The sequence below is a fragment of the Pseudodesulfovibrio nedwellii genome, from assembly GCF_027923765.1.
GTDB classification, from domain to species: Bacteria; Desulfobacterota; Desulfovibrionia; order Desulfovibrionales; family Desulfovibrionaceae; genus Pseudodesulfovibrio; species Pseudodesulfovibrio nedwellii.
Genome location: NZ_AP026709.1, coordinates 1,279,304 through 1,296,372, shown reverse-complemented (window position 1 = coordinate 1,296,372; position 17,069 = coordinate 1,279,304). Strand labels below are relative to the sequence as shown.

Genomic DNA, 17,069 nt, shown 5'->3' with positions numbered 1-17,069 from the left:
TGTCTTTTTTTCTTCAAAAAGATTTTTGATTGATGGTTTGCAGCAAGAGATTGGGACGGAGGCGTCTTTCTGCGATATATGATATGCCATGTGTTGTGCCTGATGACTGTTATGATTCCCATTGAAATAACCGAGAATCAACGATATCAAGCAACAGTCTTGTAGGATATACCTCATTTACAAATACCGTGCAGCCGGGAGAAAGCATGAAGCCGATCGTAAGGGAAATTTTTAGAACATATGACATTCGCGGAATTGTTGATCAGGATTTTGATGAAGAATGGGTGGAGCAGCTTGGTAAGGCATGTGGTACTTATTTCTTGCAAAATGGATCAAAGGTCGCTGTTGTCGGGTATGATTGTCGTCATTCTTCCCCTGCCTATGCCAAGGCCTTAACTGCCGGGCTGACTGCTGTGGGTGTGGATGTTGTCTCTATCGGTCAGGTCTCGTCTCCTGTTTTTTATTATGCAGTTACCACGCTTGGCGAAACGGCAGGCGTAATGATCACCGCTAGTCATAATCCCGCTGAATATAATGGGTTCAAGGTATGGCAGGGCAAATCGACTATTCATTCCGACGAAATTCAGGATGTGTACGAAGTTCTGAAGAAAGGCGTCTTCCCGGAAGGCGTTGGTACTATTTCTACAGAAGATATCGTTCCTGGTTATATCAATGAGTTGGCTGCGGACGTGACAATCAAGCGCCCTCTCAAGGTCGTTGTGGACGGTGGCAACGGCGCTGGTGGTAATATTACCGCAGATGCCCTTGAGTTGGCTGGTGTGGAGGTTGTCCGTCTGTTCTGTGACCCGGACGGTGCGTTTCCGAATCATCATCCCGATCCAGTGATCGAAAAGAACATGGTGCATTTGCAAAAGGCTGTTTTGGCCGAAAAAGCAGATCTTGGTATTGGGCTGGATGGCGACGGTGATCGTATTGGTGTGGTCACGGAAAAGGGTGATTTGCTTTTTGGTGATCAGTTGGTCGCCATTTATGCGCGCGATATTTTGAAAAATTTCCCCGGTGCTTCCATTATTGGTGAGGTCAAGTGTTCCCATCTGATGTATGAGGATATCAAGGCTCACGGCGGTGACGCTGTCATGTGGAAAACAGGCCATTCATTGATCAAGGCCCGTATGCGGGAAATTGATGCCAAGTTTGCAGGTGAGATGTCTGGACACATGTTTTTTGCTGATCGTTATTATGGTTTTGATGATGCCACGTATGCTTCGCTTCGCATCGTTGAGATCGTTGCCAAGTCGGACAAGACCATGAGTGATCATTTGGCCGATTGGCCCAAGACTTTTTCCACCCCGGAAATTCGTGTTGCTTGTTCCGAAGCGATGAAGCCTACGGTGGTTGGCAAGGCCGTTGAGTATTTTAGTGCCAAGTTTGAGGCCATCGATATCGATGGTGTTCGTGCCATATTCCCTGATGGTTGGGGGTTGCTCCGCGCTTCCAATACTCAACCTGTTCTTGTTTTACGTTTTGAGGCGGAAACAGAGGAGCGGTTGGCTGAAATCAAGGGCATGTTCGAGGAAAAACTTGAAGAGTGGATAGTATAAAGCTTTACAGGATAGTAACCGATAAAGGGTTCCGACATCAGTCGGGATCCTTTTTTTGTTTTAGTAATACAACGTTGTCTGGATAAATGAATAAATGTTCATGTGTTCACCTGTAAAAACTTAAAATAAATAGACTCAATTATTGTTATCGGATATTGTGGGTGGATACTTTTCATGGAGAATATTTTGTGCCTAAGATTTTGATTGTATTATTTATTTTTCTTCTATCTTCATCGTATGTTTTTGCAGAGAGCATTAATATGCAGGTGATTATTTACCCGCCACTTGCCTATGAGGTGGATGGTGAATTGAGTGGTGTTGCTCCTGAAGTCGTGCGGGCTATTCAAGTCATGATAGGTGATACCAATTCAATTCAAATAGCTCCCTGGATGAGGGCATATACTCAGACGCAGAATTTAAAACGTCAGGCGCTGTTTGCTATTGTTCGGATTCCTGAACGAGAGGATCTGTTTAAATGGGTCGGACCGATTTTTGGAGAGGGTGATTATTTTTTTAAACGAACAGGGACTGAGTTAAAAATTGAAAGTCTTGCTGACGCGCGTCAAGTTGATCGTATTGCTGTGCGTAAAGATGGATATACACATCAATTGTTGACGGCGAAAAATTTTACCAATTTGGATGTCGGACCGACGTATGATTCCAGTTATAAGAAACTCTCTCAAGGGCGTGTTGATCTAGTCCTTATGGGTGAACGAACATATTTTTATATGGTGAGTGAAGCCGGATTGGATCCAATCTCCTTTGAGCGGATTGGTCCCAAAGTAGCCGGTTCGACAGCATGGATCGCTTTTTCTCGTGATGTGCTGGATACTACCATTGAAAAATGGCAGAAGGCTCTTGATACGCTCAAGGCCGATGGGACATATGATGCTATCATAAAGAGAAACTTTAAAAATTGATGTACTGACAAAAAACATCTTTTCGTAGGGCGAATGTACTCAGTACATTCGCTTTTTTTTGTCATGTTTGACAACGCTTTTGCCTTTATGTCACTAGTGGTGACATGGAGACAGGAGGACCTTATGTCACACATAAAAAAAGATAAGGAACAGACTCGGCATCGGATTGTCGAAGCCGTAGGAAGGGTGCTTGCCGAAGGTGGATTCAAAAGACTCGGCGTGAACCGTATCGCCAAGGAAGCTGGTGTGGATAAGGTGCTTATCTACCGTTATTTTGGTGGGTTGGCTGAGCTTGTTACCGAGTATGGAAATTCAATCGAATATTGGCCGCCTCTTGAGGAATTGATCCCGCCATTAAACGAGGTCAGGCCGGTGGGTGGCGCGGAAATGCTCCGGTTTTTTTTCAGGAATTATGTACGCGCTATTCGGCAGCGTCCGTTGACGCTTGAAATAATGGCTTGGGAGATGACTGCGCACCATGACATGGCGATTCGACTTGAAGATATCCGTGTGCGGACTGCGCTGGAATGTTTTGAGCAAATGGAACTGCACGGCGCGGAGAAGTGTGATTTGACCACCGGCGTATTGATGCTTTTTGCAGCAGTGAATTTATTGTTGGTGAAATCGCGACATACCCGCACTGTCGGTGGGCTTGATTTGCGAGCGGATGCTGCATGGGAACGAATTGACGCCACTGTCAATGCAATGGCTCACGGTCTCTTTTTTTTCCCCACCACATAAACGAGGATGAATCATGAATATCAAAGAAAACGCTGTGATCGCTCTGTTGGGTGGTTCATCCTGTGCTCAGGCCGTACTCGAGGCCTATTGCGAGCGATATGGCGTATCCTCAACAGATGCCCGAAAGTTGACCGCAGGGTTTGGCGGTGGTTTTGCATCAGGTCTGACCTGCGGCGCAGTGGCCGCTGGCTGCATGGTGCTCGGTTTGGCTCTCGCATCCAATGATTTGAGTGATGCCAACGCCCGAGATACAACGTACAATGCAACACAGTCACTTCTCGCCAGATTTGCCGAGCGCAACGGCTCCCACCAATGCTCAAAGATTCTTTCTCTTAACAATATGGAAATGCATACCCCCGAGGGAAAACAACGCCTTCGTGAAAGCAAGCTCTGCGTCAAAATGGTCGAGGACACAATCGACTGCATTGAGGGGATCATCGCTAAAGCGAAAGAAAGCGTGGCTAAAACGGTCGTAGTGTAGTGGGATTGTTTTGCTCGTCGCATGGGGTCGAGTTTGTTCTTTTGGATATGTGTTGAATGTTTAGATTGGAAATTATCGGATTTTCCATTTTTTATGAAAGGTGCTTTTTTGCCAAGAGCAGTGGGGAGTAAAGGTGAGAGTATGGTATATATTTCAAATAATAAAAAAAGGACTTCAAGTATATTCTTGAAGTCCCATCTTTTCTTGGTGGAGACGAGGAGATTTGAACTCAAAAAGGTGGTACTTTCACAGGTCTGCACAAGAAAACACTAAATGACTTGAAAACCCTTTGTTGACAGGGGTTAACGCTGGGTTTAAAGTTCACATGTTCTCACAAGAAAAAACAGAGTGTCACGCTAAAAAGTTGTACAGGGGTTGTACAGAATGTCGAAATCGCCTCAATTCCACAAAACTGAGTTCAAAGGTGTCAGGTATCGGAAGCATGCTACGAGAAAGCATGGTGTTCAGCCTGATCGGTACTATGTGCTGACGTACAAGATTGATGGCAAGACCAAAACAGAGGCTGTTGGGTGGGCATCGGAAGGGATAAAGCCGTCCGAAGCGTTTGAGCTTCATTGTAAGCTTAAAGAGAACCGTAAGAAAGGATTTGGTCCAAGAACCATTGCTGAGATGCGTGCAGAGGGTGATGAAGAGCGGTCAGAACGCGAGGCTGAACAGAGACGACAAGCTCGACTAAATATTTCGTTTAAGGATTATTTCGAGCAGTATTATCTCCCAGAAGTAGAGCTAGCGAATAGGCCTGAGACAGTCGACAAGACAAAAATCCAAGTAAATATATGGATAGATCCGGTTGTAGAGGGACTGCCGATGCGCGAGATTGGACTTGAGTATCTCAAGCGAATCCGGGCCAATCTGAATAGGAAAAAACGCAGCCCTCGGACCATTCAGTACGTTTTCATCACTTTCAATGCGATTTGGAATATGGCTAGAGAGGATGGTTTTGTTGAGGGTGAAAGTCCTGCGAAGAAACGGAGCTTTCGCAAAACTATGCCCAAGGTGGATAACCGCCGAGAGCGATTTTTGACACGAGGAGAAGAGGACAAACTTCTTGAAGAGTTGTCCAGACGAAGTCAGCAATTGCACGATATGGCTTTGCTTTCTATTGAGTGCGGTCTTAGACGTGGCGAGATGTTTGCTCTGACTTGGGATTGTGTAGACTTTGACTCTGACACGCTTCATTTACGTCGCACCAAGAGTGACAAAAGCCGTTGGGTTCCTGTTACCCAGAGAGCTAAATCTATGCTGCAGGAAAGGGCTCCTGGTAATACCGGCGAGTTCGTTTTCAAGGATCGATTCGGCAGGCAGCTTGTGGCGCTCTCCAACTCATTTGACAAGGCCGTAAACAGGATCGGTTTGAATGATGGTGTTACCGACCGTAAGATGCGGGTTGTCTTTCACAGTCTACGGCATTCTTACGCTAGTAATTTCCTCAAAGCAGGCGGTAGTCTCTACGCTCTTTCCAAGCTAATGGGACATGGCAGTATCAACGTGACCGAGCGATATGGGCATCTGGCTAACGATGACTTGGTTGCTGCAGTCAAGCAGATGGAAGCTAGTCGAACTGCTGAGAAAACTGGTGGAAAAGTGGTGCCGTTGCATAAGGCTCAGGGGTCATCTGAGTGATTTTACTTTGAGATTTTGTTTTGTGTATGCGAATGTTATCTTTTATTCTATATTGCGTAAGCTTCTTTCTCTTACGCTTTTTTTTAGAATACTAAATAACTAGATTTGGCAACATTTTTTTGGGCTCTATTCAGGACTTTATGCAATTTTCTGTGGTTAACCAAGTAGCCTTTGATCGACTTTCCTTGCTTCTTTGAATAGTAGGTGGCGCTCAATCTTCCAGCTTTGTTGGGGATCAAAATTGTATTCTTCAGAAGCCAGGCCGTCCATTGGCGTAACGTGTGTTGAGGTGGCACAACCTCTCTCATTTCGGCTGTAGGGATCAGAATTTCCCCTCTGGATATTTCTTCCATCTCGCGTGGTCGTTTGATTTTATACTCACCGATTTTGGCGTTCGTCGGCATGATGAGGGATAGCTTATGCAAGGCTGAAATGAAGCACTCATGCTGGTTGTATTTGACGATTATTTCGTTGAACAGATTCTGAATGGTTCTGCCTTTCCACCAGCTAAGCTTTCCTTGTTCCTGAAACCAAGTTCCCACAGCTGCGCACAGCCAGAAGATTGATGCTACTTGCTTTCCGACCTGGTCTTTGGCTTGAGGCTCGGCGCGTAGAAGCTCCTCTTTTTTCCCTTTGAGAGCGGAGAGAGTTTCATCACGGTGCACTGTCAACGCTTCAATGAGTGCGTCCTGGAGTGGCTGCAGTTCAGTGTAGGTTGCCGTGTGGTCTTCGGGTAACTCCACGTCAACCGCGAGGACTCTTTTGTTGTGGGTGAACAGGTGGCCGCCTTTTTGCCCAAGCGGGCTATTGCCCGTTGAGATGATGATCCCGGCAACAGGCCCATCCTTTCCTTTTCTGCCTAGGAAATAGCGGCGGATGAAACGGTGCATCCCTTTGATGTCGTCGTCTTCGACTTCGGCAATATGAAGAGTTGAGTCCTTGTGATGTCCCTTTAGCGCTACCACGTGCTTGAGAGCGTCGGGGAGCGAGTAGATGGCGTGGCCAGCTACCTTGGAGATGGAAGCAAGCAGTGCGTTTCGAGCGCTCTGGCTTCTCCCGTGAAAGTGCAGACAAATGCCCGGAGTCTTGACTAGGGCCAGGGTCGGGGCTGTCATAGAAGCGAGTGCGCCAAGGAGCAGGTGGCGGCATGCGGAATCTTGCGTTTTGCGGAGACCCTTGAGGGAGGGCCGCACATCATATGTGATGGGAAGGGCCTGGTTTCGTGCTTTGTATGGTGCTGATAGTGAGTGTTGCGTGCCTGACGGTATATACTGAAAGCCGTTCTGCCATCCGGATTGGTCCACCATAGTTGTTTGGTCAGTGCGTGGTTGTCGGGGATATTGGCCAGCCAAGAAGGCACGAAGTTGTCCTTTCATCCTGTTGTCATTCGGTACGTGGACGCGGTTATTTTGCAGAATGGAAAAGAAAGTCGTGGAGTCAAAATCCTTTTGGTTAATGACGAGTGTTTTGGAGAAACCATCGACATCGTGACAGATTATCTCTCGGGCACCTAGGCCGCCTTGAGTGTCAGGCATGGTCCGGTTCACCCAAATCGGGTCCATGATTCTGAACCAACGGTCTTGTTCAGGGTAGAAGGCATATAGCCCCGTAGGCCGAAGGGAAAAGATAGAGTCTTCTTTGATCAATCCAGCCGGGCAATCGTGACCGGCTGTGAACGGGAACGCCTGAGGTGTCGAGACGCCGCACTTTTGGTGGCAGGTGTATGCCTTGTCGATGCGTCCAAGAGCTTTTTCCACATTGTTACACTTCATTCGTGATTTTAGGTGCGCGCGGGCCTTTCGGAGTTGGATGGACGGGACGTTGATAAGGATGTTTTGGCGACCGTGAAGGTCTAGTAGATATTTGAAGTACTCATCGTCACCTCCGAAGAGATCGAATATGATCGCCAGTTCATTTAACGAGGCTTCACTTCTCTTTAATAATGTATTGTATATTGAACAGTTGGCTGTGTATGCATGTTTTGGGACCATATAGTCCTGCAAACCTTTGAGCTTGTAGTGGTGGGCATAGTAGGTCCTGGCTAAAGTGGTGACGACATCTGTGTTTTTGGAGTGAGTACAGGTTGCGAATAACGGATGGCGAGTCTGTTCCAATGCTTCCGGGTCTTTAATTGTGGCCACTGGGATCTGGCTCATTGTCACTCGGACATTGTTGATTGTTAGGTATGAAAGGGAGTCAGCTTGGGCCAGTCTTTGAATGGCTCCGTCAAAATCGAAACGACAAGGCGACCCGACTTCGCCCCTGAAGGTGCGTTCATCAATGATGACTTCAACGCCGTTGTTTATGTAGTAAGCAGCTACACTTTGGTTTGGGATATCGTGGATGGTGAGTAGGTTGAGCAGGCTTGAGAGCCTTTCTGAATTGAAGGTCTCGGTGGAAAAGATAAAACACAAGTGTAAATCCCCCCAGATTCGTTTCGGTCGGGCCTCATGCTCCAGAGGGCTGGAATAAGAGTGGACGCTGAATTGCGCTGCCCCCAGAGAGATTTGCCGTGCACATTCATCAGGGCTGTCTATGAAATGGGAAATGGTTTTATTTTCATAACGAACATAGCGATACCGTTTGTTGTTCATATCTTTCAGACCTGTTTGAATAATTCACGATTACTTATCTTTTAAATGTCACGTCCAGCCCGCTAACGCAAATATGCAGGCTAGCCGAATGACATCCTCAAATTATTTTTTATTCACTGGTGACATCCTATGAGTTAAAAACAAACCAAGGAGATTACTGTGGAAAACTTAAAACAACAACTGGTTGAACATCTACCCCCGGTCTTTGCTGGGACATCATTGGATTCTCTCTTTTCGGGCGCAATTAGGTGGAGGACTGTCCAGAACTTGAGGGCACAAAAGAAGATCCCTTCTGAATGTTTCAAGCGGCAAGGAGCGAGAAAAGTGCTGATTGTACGTGATCCGTTTTTGGATTGGTGGATGCAACAGATAAACTAGAGGTTCACCTCAATGAGGTGCACGAAAGGCCGGAGAGCATAAGCTCCCCGGCCTTTTCATTTTGTAAAAGGAGAAATCTAATGAAATTAATTCATTATTGGGCCTCCATGAACGGCGATAAGCCAGGGCCCTGGAAAATTATTGAGGCCTGTAAGAATGTTCTAGAGCAGGTGCGACAAAAAGGGGCAGCCTTTCTGTCGACTATGGCTTTCGAGCATGAACCAGAAAAAGGCAAGGAAGAACCAAATCGGGTTGGTGACCTTGTCATTGATTTTGACTGCAAAGATGATCCGGAAATAGCCCGGAAGGATTGCATTCAATTTGTGAAATACCTGCTAGGCCATCACGTACGTCCGGAAGAGTTGCTTTACTGGATAACTGGCTCCAAGGGCTTTCATATAATGGTCCCGTCGTATCTGTTTGGCGGGACTGAAGGTGACCCTTTGCTTCCACGTATTTATGGAAGCATGGTGCGGTTTATCACTGTGCGTATTGGGTATGACCAACCGAATTCAGTGGACACCAGCATGTACTGCATGGGGAAAGGAAAGCTATTGCGGATGGATAATATCCAGCGGCCAAATGGTATGTACAAGGTTCCTATTACCTGGGAGGAGCTGTCGACACAAAGCTACGACGACTTGATTAAATTAGCGCGTGAGCCGCGTCATATTGAGATCCCCCCTGCGTCTTATCGTTTGGCAGAGCCGTTAGCCGCTTTATATCGATGGCATAAAGAAATGGTTCACAGGCCTCCTAGTAACAGCCTCGTGAATCCTGCTGACTTCATTCTGAAGTGCAAGTTCATACAGTACTGCTCAGCGAATGCAGAGACGCTGGAAGAACCTCTCTGGCACGCCATGTTGTCTGTATTGAAAGGACTTGGTGAATTCGGCCATTGGTTGAGCCATGAATTGAGTTCAAGTCATCCCGAATATGATCCCGATAAAACAGATAAGAAGATTGAAAGAATTCAGCCTAATATGAGCTGCGAAAAAATCCGACATCTCTACGATTGTGGGTGTAATTGCGGCGTTCCGTTCCCAGGAATGATCTGGGCTGCTGCCAAGGGTGTAGAAGCCGTGAAACAGACGGAATCCGAGCGGGTTTCAAGCCTGATTGAGCCGTTCGATTTCTATCCGGCGGAAGATGGCATGACGGTTTATGCAGACATCCATGTGGACGACCATCGTGAGACCTACCGCGTGGATAGTTCTGAGTTCAAGAACCTGATCGGTTATCGATACTACAAGGAAACAAACAAGCACCTTAAGACAGCTGCAGCGCAGGATCTGATCCAGTTCGTCACTGCTCGCGGATTGTTTGGTGGTGCGAAAAAGAAAAAAGTCTTTACACGCATCGCTCACCTCGATGACGCTGTGTACATTGATCTGTGCGATGAACAGTGGCGTATCGTTGAAATCACTGCAGATGGATGGAGGATTGTGACCAGTCCACCAGTTCGCTTTCGTCGTGTTAAAGGAATGCTATCTCTTCCAGAACCTCAGGTGGGTGGAAAGGTTGATGAGATACGGAAGCTCCTGAATATTGAGAAAGAGGATGCGCTTTTGATCGAAGCATGGCTGTTAGGTGTACTTTCGCCAGGGCCGTATCCTGTATTAATCCTAGAGGGCGAGCAAGGCTCGGCTAAGAGTAGTACGACCCGCCTGTTACGAATGTTGCTTGACCCATCGGTCGCTCCAACTCGAGCAGCTCCACGTAATGAACAAGACTTGATCATATCCGCTAACAATTCTTGGATCGTGACTCTGGACAATCTTTCCGGAGTGCCAACCTGGTTGTCAGATGCCTTGTGTCGCATGGCGACTGGCGGCAGTTTCTCGGCTCGGAAGTTGTTTACCAATGACGAAGAGGCACTGTTTACAATCATGCGTCCTATCGTCCTTAACGGGATTGATCAGGTTGCAAGCCGTCATGACCTTGTGGATCGAGGTCTTCGAGTGACGCTACCTGAGATTACTACGGAACGCAGAATGACAGAATCCGAGTTGTCCAACGCTATCAATGAGGCTGTTCCTAAGGTGTTGGGTGGTCTGTGCGATGGCGTTGTATGTGCCTTGAAGAATAAAGAAAGTGTTCAGGTCGAAAAGTCACCAAGAATGGCGGATTTCACTCTTTGGTGTGTAGCGGCAGAGAATGCCATGCCGTGGGATTCCGGTGCCTTTCTTGAAGCTTATAGAAGCAATCAGAACGAGTCTATTGGGCTCGCTTTGGAATCAGATCATGTCTCCAACGCGATCATTGCGCTGATGTCAGGTGCCTTTGGTTGGGAAGGGACACCTTCTGAGCTACTAAAGGATCTTGAAAATGTTGTGGATGAACGAATCGTCAGGCTGAAGTTTTGGCCGCAAACGCCAGCTTCATTTGGCAAGCGTTTGACGCGTTGCCAGGCTTTCCTTCGAAAGTCCGGCATCAAAATTGACCGACAGACAGGAGGTGATCGGATCATTAGTATAACAAATGAAAAAACTGAACCTGTTGCAAATTCCCATGTGGGAAAAAGCAATGGGGAGGTTTTTTGATAAGTGAAATAAAGGGCAGTCTGGGTATAATCCTAGGCTGCCTTCTTTCTGTCGGCAGGTCGGGCGGTTAAGGCGGTAAATCGCACGGTTAAAATGCTTAAAAAGAATAGATGTCATTGGAATATGCTTTGGGGGGAGTAGCGGCAGTAGCGGTTGACCCATTGCTTTCTTAGCGCCCAAACCGCCGCTACCGGCTTAAGAGATGTTGTTGACCACAGATACTCAAGCAAGATCGTGGGCGCTGAATCGATGACGGCTATTCAATCGCTTCCAATATTAACCTTATACAAGCCTCCAGTGAACTCGTGTGAATATTTAATTACTCGCTGTGGCCATATAATAGGCTAGAGGAATGCAAAAAATTAATTTTACATTGAGGTAATTGAAATGTCTAAGAAAAAGAAAAAAAATGTGATTAGGAAAACTAAAAAGACCATGCAGAAGCATGCGAAAGGTACAAGCAATGTCATTCAAGTAGCACTTCCTGATTTGATGGCTGGTTGCAAGTTTACGCCACCTAGAAGTATTCCATCTAATATAGAATACTATGAATCAGTTGAAGGTAACAGGTTTATGAGAACGAGCATCTTGATCCCTATTGATGAGTTTGGGTGTCCTCAATTAAATGTTTTTCCGGATACAATCGTATGTCTTGCCGAAACTATGATTGATGGAATATGTATGGAGTCTTGTCCGCTGGCACTAGTGGAGCCGACAGTCAATACGATTGAACCAAGATATATTGTTGAGTCGTGGATTCCTGGATTAACTCAAGCTCATCCGGATGACTTGGATGCTTAAATTAATCCAACACCAAATGATTAAATGAATTGTCGATAGACTTGAGAGAGGGTAAAGCCTCTCTCAAGTCTATGCGATGGTTGGCTGGAAATTATCCCACCCGATCAATCATCTTGAGGATTTCCCGGTCAGGAAACACAACGCCTTTTAGGTCTTTACATCGGCACGGCGTTTGGTTCAGAAATGAGGCAACCCAGCGGTGCTCCTCTTCGGTCTCAGGCAAAAGGCCAAGCCGGTCGGTCAGCATGAATTCACTGGCGTACTTCATGTCGTTGAGCGTCCCGAGCACACTCCGATTGTGTGTCTTATGGTACGAGAATCCACCAAGCAGCAGTTTGGCCTGAGCTATCTGTGCCGGATTGGCATTCACATATGCCAAATACTTCTCGAAATGAAGGAGGAACACCTGTTCAAAGATCGCCCTATGGAACCCGGTACAACCGTTCTGGGAGCTCAGGCTGTAGTCATTGACGATCTGGATGTTCTGCTAGAAATCTGGAGTTGGGATGCGTTCACAGGCCACTCCGCGATCCTGATCGAAGAACAAGTTGTAGGTAAAGATGATAGTGAAATCATCAAAACCATTTCGTCCATCATTCCAATCGGAAGAGATCACACAGTCTCCAGAAAATTAGGCTTCGTTTTCATCAACTACGGGTTCAAGGATTATGAGGACCTTCTTTTTGGAAACTGATGAAAAGTGCGACTGAGATGAACTCTACTCCACAGGCACAGAGATGCGGTCGTCAGACGTGATATCCTGAATTTTCTTAAAGGATTTCGGAACGCCTGGCCCTGTGAGTTCTTCACCTATTGCTTCTTTTTTAGCCAACTCCAAATTAAGATCGCGCAGCTGAATCAAGATGTCTGACTTCGCCTTAAAGCCATAGGTCTTAATCACGGCCAAATCGAGTGCGGCCTGAGCATCCTTCAAAGGGTTTTTTCCGGGCAACTCCATGGCCTGGTACAATTCCCGTAAAGTGCACTCGTTTGTGGAGAGTAAATCTTGTCGAATTCTACGCAACGAAACCGCAGCAGCAGCTACATCTTTTACCTTTTGGGGGGTTGGCTTCTGAGGCCAAGGGAAAGAGTTAAAAACAGTCTCAGAGGTGTACCTGAAATCGCCTTTGAGGGTTGAGCACCTATTTGTAAACCACAGCCAGTGAGTTGAAGACTGAAGTATGCCGAAAGAATAATCATCTTCAAAAGCAAAAACCATCAATGCGTCATTGGGGTGAATGCTCGATGAAACAAAGCTAAAAATAGGCCTTTTTGTCACCCGCCCACAAGTTATATAGCGCGTCATGCTAGAAATCGTATCTATCATGTCTCGCCTAGGCCTCCAAAATTTCCACCAATGACTAAGATGGTTTTGGCGCGGGCCAGTGTCTCTACCAGACTTGTCGCGTTCAGCCCTCGCCTTTGCTTCTATATCCGGTAGGACATTCTCTTTTACTTTTTTAAATTCAATTTTGTGCTGACTGGCTTTCACAATGTCAAAATTGCCAAAGTCGATAACATAACGCTCGGGCCCAGATGGGTAAGTCGTAAGCATATCACGAGCGGTCAGATAGGGGAAAATAACATCAGAAAGCTGGTCGTTTTTTTGATGTTGTTGGATTTCACTTTTATCTATCAAAAAGCCTTTATGCCCATGGGTTTGCCCCTGAAAGCAGGATTTAGCTTGATTGTTTATGGCCAACGAACTTGCAGATGTTAAGTCGGCTTTTGGTGAAAGCGAGGAAGGGATTACATCAAGTGTGTAGGATTCCCATGGGCTATCTATCCCATCACCTAACTGGTTCATTAAAGTGCATTCACCATTCGCTTTGCCTTTAACCCAGTTGGCAATAGAGACATGGACAACAGCATCGCCGGACCAGACCTGTGTTCCTACTGCGTCCGTGATGGTTCCACCGTTGCTAACGATGTAGTCTAATCCCCCTTCTCGAGAATAGTTCTGCCTAATGGTGTTTGTTCCAACAAGACCGGCCCGTCCACCCTGCTCGAGCACATCATGAGCCCTCCTAAACCAATAAACACAGTAGTCTGCCCGACCAGGTATCTTTGGATACAAGCCACGCAACTTATCTAAATACTCCCTGCCATATTCTTGAAGCATTTTGTTCTTCGATTGGTATGGTGGATTGCCTATGATTGCGTCAGCTTCAGGCCATTTTTTGAATAATGCATCTGCACAAACGACATTCTCATCGATATTGTCTAAGGGGAGAGTCTTTTCATACATGTCCGGTAAAGGGACGTGCTTCTTGAAGTGCTTATTCTGATTGATAATGGAGATTTCCTTTGCCAAAAGCAATGTCACCTTCGCTAGTTCAACCGCAAAGGGATTATTATCTATTCCCCAAAACTGGTTTGTGCTGACACGGGACAGACCAACTTTCCTGATATTTTTTTCACCGAAGTTCTCATAAATCTTATCAACGATAAGACTTTCAATCTTTTTCAATTCTCTATAGGCAACATATAAGAAATTGCCACTTCCACAGGAAGGGTCAAGGACATTGAATTTCGTTATCTCATTTTTTAGGGCAATCAGGGACTTCAAGGTTTTGGCTTTATCAATTTTTTCGCGCCATGGCCGAACAATGGTTGGCATAACAATCTTGTAGATGTCAGCCTCACTCGTAAAATGCGCACCATATGCATGACGCTCATCACCCTCCATACTCGACTGGAATAGCGTACCAAAAATTTCTGGCTTCACTTGTGACCAGTCTTCAATTGCTGCATCCCTTAGCAGTTCAAGCTCTTCTTTGTTGAGAGTGACTGAGGGGATGTTGCTAAACAATCCACCGTTGAAATAGGGGACGCCTTTTAGCTTCCCTTCAAAAGCACCCTTCTTTGAGTCCATTTGATTGAACAGGCTGGTGATAAGGCTGAGGGTCTCCCCGTTTTAGGGCTGGGCATTATGCGATTTTTTGGCTTTTTTCAGGTTCAGCCATGCCGGGCAATTGCCCGGCATGGCTAGCAAATTCGAACGGCGTCAAGTTGCCCAGAGATGTGTGAGGACGACTCACATTATAGTCTTCACGCCACGCCCCGATCTTACGCTGTGCATCGTCCAGAGACAAGAACCAGTTTACATTCAGGCATTCGTCTCTCAAACGTCCATTAAAAGACTCAATATATCCGTTGTCTGTAGGTTTTCCAGGTCTTGAAAAATCCAAAACAACGTTGTGTTCATAGGCCCATTTGTCCAAGGCCTTTGATGTAAACTCCGGTCCATTGTCGCATTTGATCCGGCTAGGAAATGATCGACCGACTGCAATGTATCCCAGAGTATCAGCGACTTGATCCCCAGTGATGCCTTGCCCCGTTTTGATGGCAAGGCATTCACGGGTGTAATTGTCTACCACAGTCAGCAATTTTAGCCGCCGACCATCAAACAGGGCGTCACTCATGAAATCAATTGACCAAACTTCATTAGGATTTTCAGCATTCTCAACATGCTGCCTATGAGCCGCGCTTACAATTCTTTTAGGACGTTTGCTGCGAAGGGTAAGCCCTTCCTCCCGATAGAGTCGGTAAACGCGTTTGTGATTGATTTGCCATCCTTCACGAAGCAATAAGATATGAATACGCTTGTAGCCATAACGAACTCGCGCAGCGGCTATTTCATGAATGCGCATGCGTAATTCTGCCTGATCATCGGTTTTGGGCTGGTAACCGTACAAAGATCGTGAAATCAATGCCACTCTGCAAGCATGACGGATGCTTACATCGTAATTGATTCTGAATTCATCGACCAGTTTGCGCCGACGAGCAGGCTTTAAAGCTTTTTTGACAGCACATCCTGCAACATGACTTTATCGAGGCTTAGATCTGCGACAAGCCTCTTTAATTTGCGGTTCTCTTCTTCAAGCATTTTCATCTTGCGGAGTTCACTGGTGCCCATTCCGCCATATAGCTTTTTCCAACGATAGAAGGTCTGTTCGCAAATGCCCATTTTACGAATGACTTCTTTGATGGGAGTGCCGTGTTCGGCCTGGCGTAGGGCAAAGGCAATTTGTTCTTCAGTGTACCTAGATTTTCTCATGGCGAAATCCTCCTGATTTGTAATAATCGATTTCGCCAAAAACTCACATTATCTTTGGGCCTATTTCACGGGAGAACGTCAAGGCTGTAGCCGGCATCTTGCGAAATTGAATCCTCAACAATTTCTGTGAACAATCCGGTTGGCAGCAACTCAAAATCTTCTGCAAACATGCAAAACACACATTGCAATATGAATCTTTGACTATCTGCTTGATCGTAGCCGCGATTCACGATGCTTTTATAAACATCAGTGGCTTTCTGCGCAGCGATCCTTGTAACCTCAATGAGGTTATTCGCAAAAATGGGTGTTTTATTGCCTGGAAGCAGGAAATTTAACGACGTAAAACGGGCTAGGATATCTTCGGTTTTCAGCTTGTCTACAGGCTCTTCGACTTGCAAATTAAAGTCATAAACATAAAACTCATCGAAATTGCACAAGATAACGTACTGTGGGCGATTTGGAGTAAGATGTGTCCAGTAATCAAAGGCCTGATCGTAGTGTTTCGCTAAATCGCTTTTGCGCTTTTTCATTTCAATAAGCACGCGACCTGGCCAGTGAAGGTCAGCAAACTTAGTGCTTTTCTTTTTCTTGATTTGGTCTTCAAAAGAAGCACCCGCACTGTGGACACCATCCTCGTGTCCAAGCGCACGAAACAAGTGGTCCAAAAACAGTTGAGCCTCTCCTTTTTCATACCCTTTCAAGGTCTTCCAAAACTCAATGAACCCTTGCAGCCGCTCTTGCATTGTATCTTCCGTCATAAATTATCCTAAAACACTAACTTTTTTTTAACTAGAATTCGATCGACGATGCAGTCGTATTCAATCAACTAGCTTGCATTTTAAATAGCGGCTATCGCTATAAAGGGAATTAGAGCACTTATTCAACCAAGTAATATCGGCATCAGATATCTCGCCGACTGGTATGTCTGACTTTACGTAAGACCAACTATCATCCCAAGGACTTACTCTAATTAAACTTACAACGCCATGGCCTGACTCGACAAGTTTCTTCTTGAGGTCTTCAATATCCTCGACTGTGACGGAGGAGTACACCTTGAAGCCAGATGAGTATGCGGTGGAAATTTCGATCATTGGTTGCTCTCCCAATTTATGATGTGATCATTTGTCCTTTTCTAAGACGCTGTGCTTCAATTTTTAATTCTCTCATCATCAGTCCTGCCAGCGCAAAAACTGGTTTGATTTTCCTGTAGCCGTCTTAAGGCCTTCGCCATGCGTGAGCAATTGACTAGCACCTCCCTTGACTTCTTATTCCAAAAGCCACCCAAGTTGTTTTGGATAGCCTCTCTTTGTCTTGAATAGTTACTATAATATTGACCATATCTGAA

General features: G+C 46.0%; 13 protein-coding genes. 8 read left to right on the top strand and 5 right to left on the bottom strand.

The genetic code is table 11. The annotated features are described in order from the left end of the window. Positions 1–206 precede the first annotated feature (206 nt). The 5 genes from SYK_RS06240 to SYK_RS06220 all read left to right on the top strand — a co-directional run bounded on the left by SYK_RS06240 (position 207) and on the right by SYK_RS06220 (position 5,348). A complete protein-coding gene (locus SYK_RS06240; RefSeq protein WP_281762731.1) occupies positions 207–1,562 on the top strand; it encodes a phosphomannomutase/phosphoglucomutase in 1,356 nt (451 codons plus the stop codon). 188 nt (positions 1,563–1,750) lie between these two features. Beyond that, entirely contained in the window at positions 1,751–2,482 is a 732-nt protein-coding gene (locus SYK_RS06235; RefSeq protein ID WP_281762730.1) for a substrate-binding periplasmic protein, read from the top strand. 123 nt (positions 2,483–2,605) lie between these two features. Beyond that, on the top strand, positions 2,606–3,223 hold the full coding sequence (locus SYK_RS06230; protein ID WP_281762729.1) for a TetR/AcrR family transcriptional regulator: 618 nt from the start codon (positions 2,606–2,608) through the stop codon (positions 3,221–3,223). A 13-nt stretch (positions 3,224–3,236) separates the two neighbouring features. Then, complete coding sequence (locus SYK_RS06225; RefSeq protein WP_281762728.1) at positions 3,237–3,704, top strand: C-GCAxxG-C-C family protein; 468 nt, start codon at positions 3,237–3,239, stop codon at positions 3,702–3,704. A 384-nt stretch (positions 3,705–4,088) separates the two neighbouring features. Next, positions 4,089–5,348: a tyrosine-type recombinase/integrase gene (locus SYK_RS06220; protein ID WP_281762727.1), complete on the top strand. Its 1,260-nt coding sequence runs from the start codon at positions 4,089–4,091 to the stop codon at positions 5,346–5,348. Positions 5,349–5,431: 83 nt separating this feature from the next. Here SYK_RS06220 and SYK_RS06215 read toward each other — a convergent pair whose 3' ends face one another. Further along, entirely contained in the window at positions 5,432–7,942 is a 2,511-nt protein-coding gene (locus tag SYK_RS06215; RefSeq protein ID WP_281762726.1) for a DUF927 domain-containing protein, read from the bottom strand. A 458-nt stretch (positions 7,943–8,400) separates the two neighbouring features. Here SYK_RS06215 and SYK_RS06210 point away from each other — a divergent pair, with 458 nt between their 5' ends. Further along, entirely contained in the window at positions 8,401–10,863 is a 2,463-nt protein-coding gene (locus SYK_RS06210; protein WP_281762725.1) for a hypothetical protein, read from the top strand. Positions 10,864–11,250: 387 nt separating this feature from the next. Continuing rightward, positions 11,251–11,664 (top strand): hypothetical protein, encoded by a 414-nt coding sequence (locus tag SYK_RS06205; protein ID WP_281762724.1) that lies wholly within the window; start codon positions 11,251–11,253, stop codon positions 11,662–11,664. 91 nt (positions 11,665–11,755) lie between these two features. On the opposite strand, the gene SYK_RS06200 is transcribed toward SYK_RS06205, so the two are convergent. Continuing rightward, positions 11,756–12,034, bottom strand: coding sequence for a DUF6933 domain-containing protein (locus SYK_RS06200; RefSeq protein WP_431194127.1), 279 nt, complete (start codon positions 12,032–12,034; stop codon positions 11,756–11,758). A gap of 21 nt (positions 12,035–12,055) precedes the next feature. Here SYK_RS06200 and SYK_RS06195 point away from each other — a divergent pair, with 21 nt between their 5' ends. Continuing rightward, positions 12,056–12,358, top strand: a complete 303-nt coding sequence (locus SYK_RS06195; RefSeq protein WP_281762722.1) for a hypothetical protein — start codon at positions 12,056–12,058, stop codon at positions 12,356–12,358. A gap of 24 nt (positions 12,359–12,382) precedes the next feature. Here SYK_RS06195 and SYK_RS06190 read toward each other — a convergent pair whose 3' ends face one another. The 3 genes from SYK_RS06190 to SYK_RS06180 form a co-directional block, all read right to left on the bottom strand. Continuing rightward, positions 12,383–14,539: a class I SAM-dependent DNA methyltransferase gene (locus SYK_RS06190; RefSeq protein WP_281762721.1), complete on the bottom strand. Its 2,157-nt coding sequence runs from the start codon at positions 14,537–14,539 to the stop codon at positions 12,383–12,385. Between the two features lie 55 nt (positions 14,540–14,594). Beyond that, positions 14,595–15,724 (bottom strand): IS3 family transposase gene (locus SYK_RS06185; RefSeq protein WP_281762720.1). Its coding sequence is split into 2 segments (ribosomal slippage): positions 14,595–15,472 and positions 15,472–15,724, totalling 1,131 coding nucleotides; the frame shifts between segments, so codons are not numbered across the junction. Positions 15,725–15,789: 65 nt separating this feature from the next. After that, on the bottom strand, positions 15,790–16,482 hold the full coding sequence (locus SYK_RS06180; protein WP_281762719.1) for a type IIL restriction-modification enzyme MmeI: 693 nt from the start codon (positions 16,480–16,482) through the stop codon (positions 15,790–15,792). Positions 16,483–17,069: the final 587 nt, after the last annotated feature.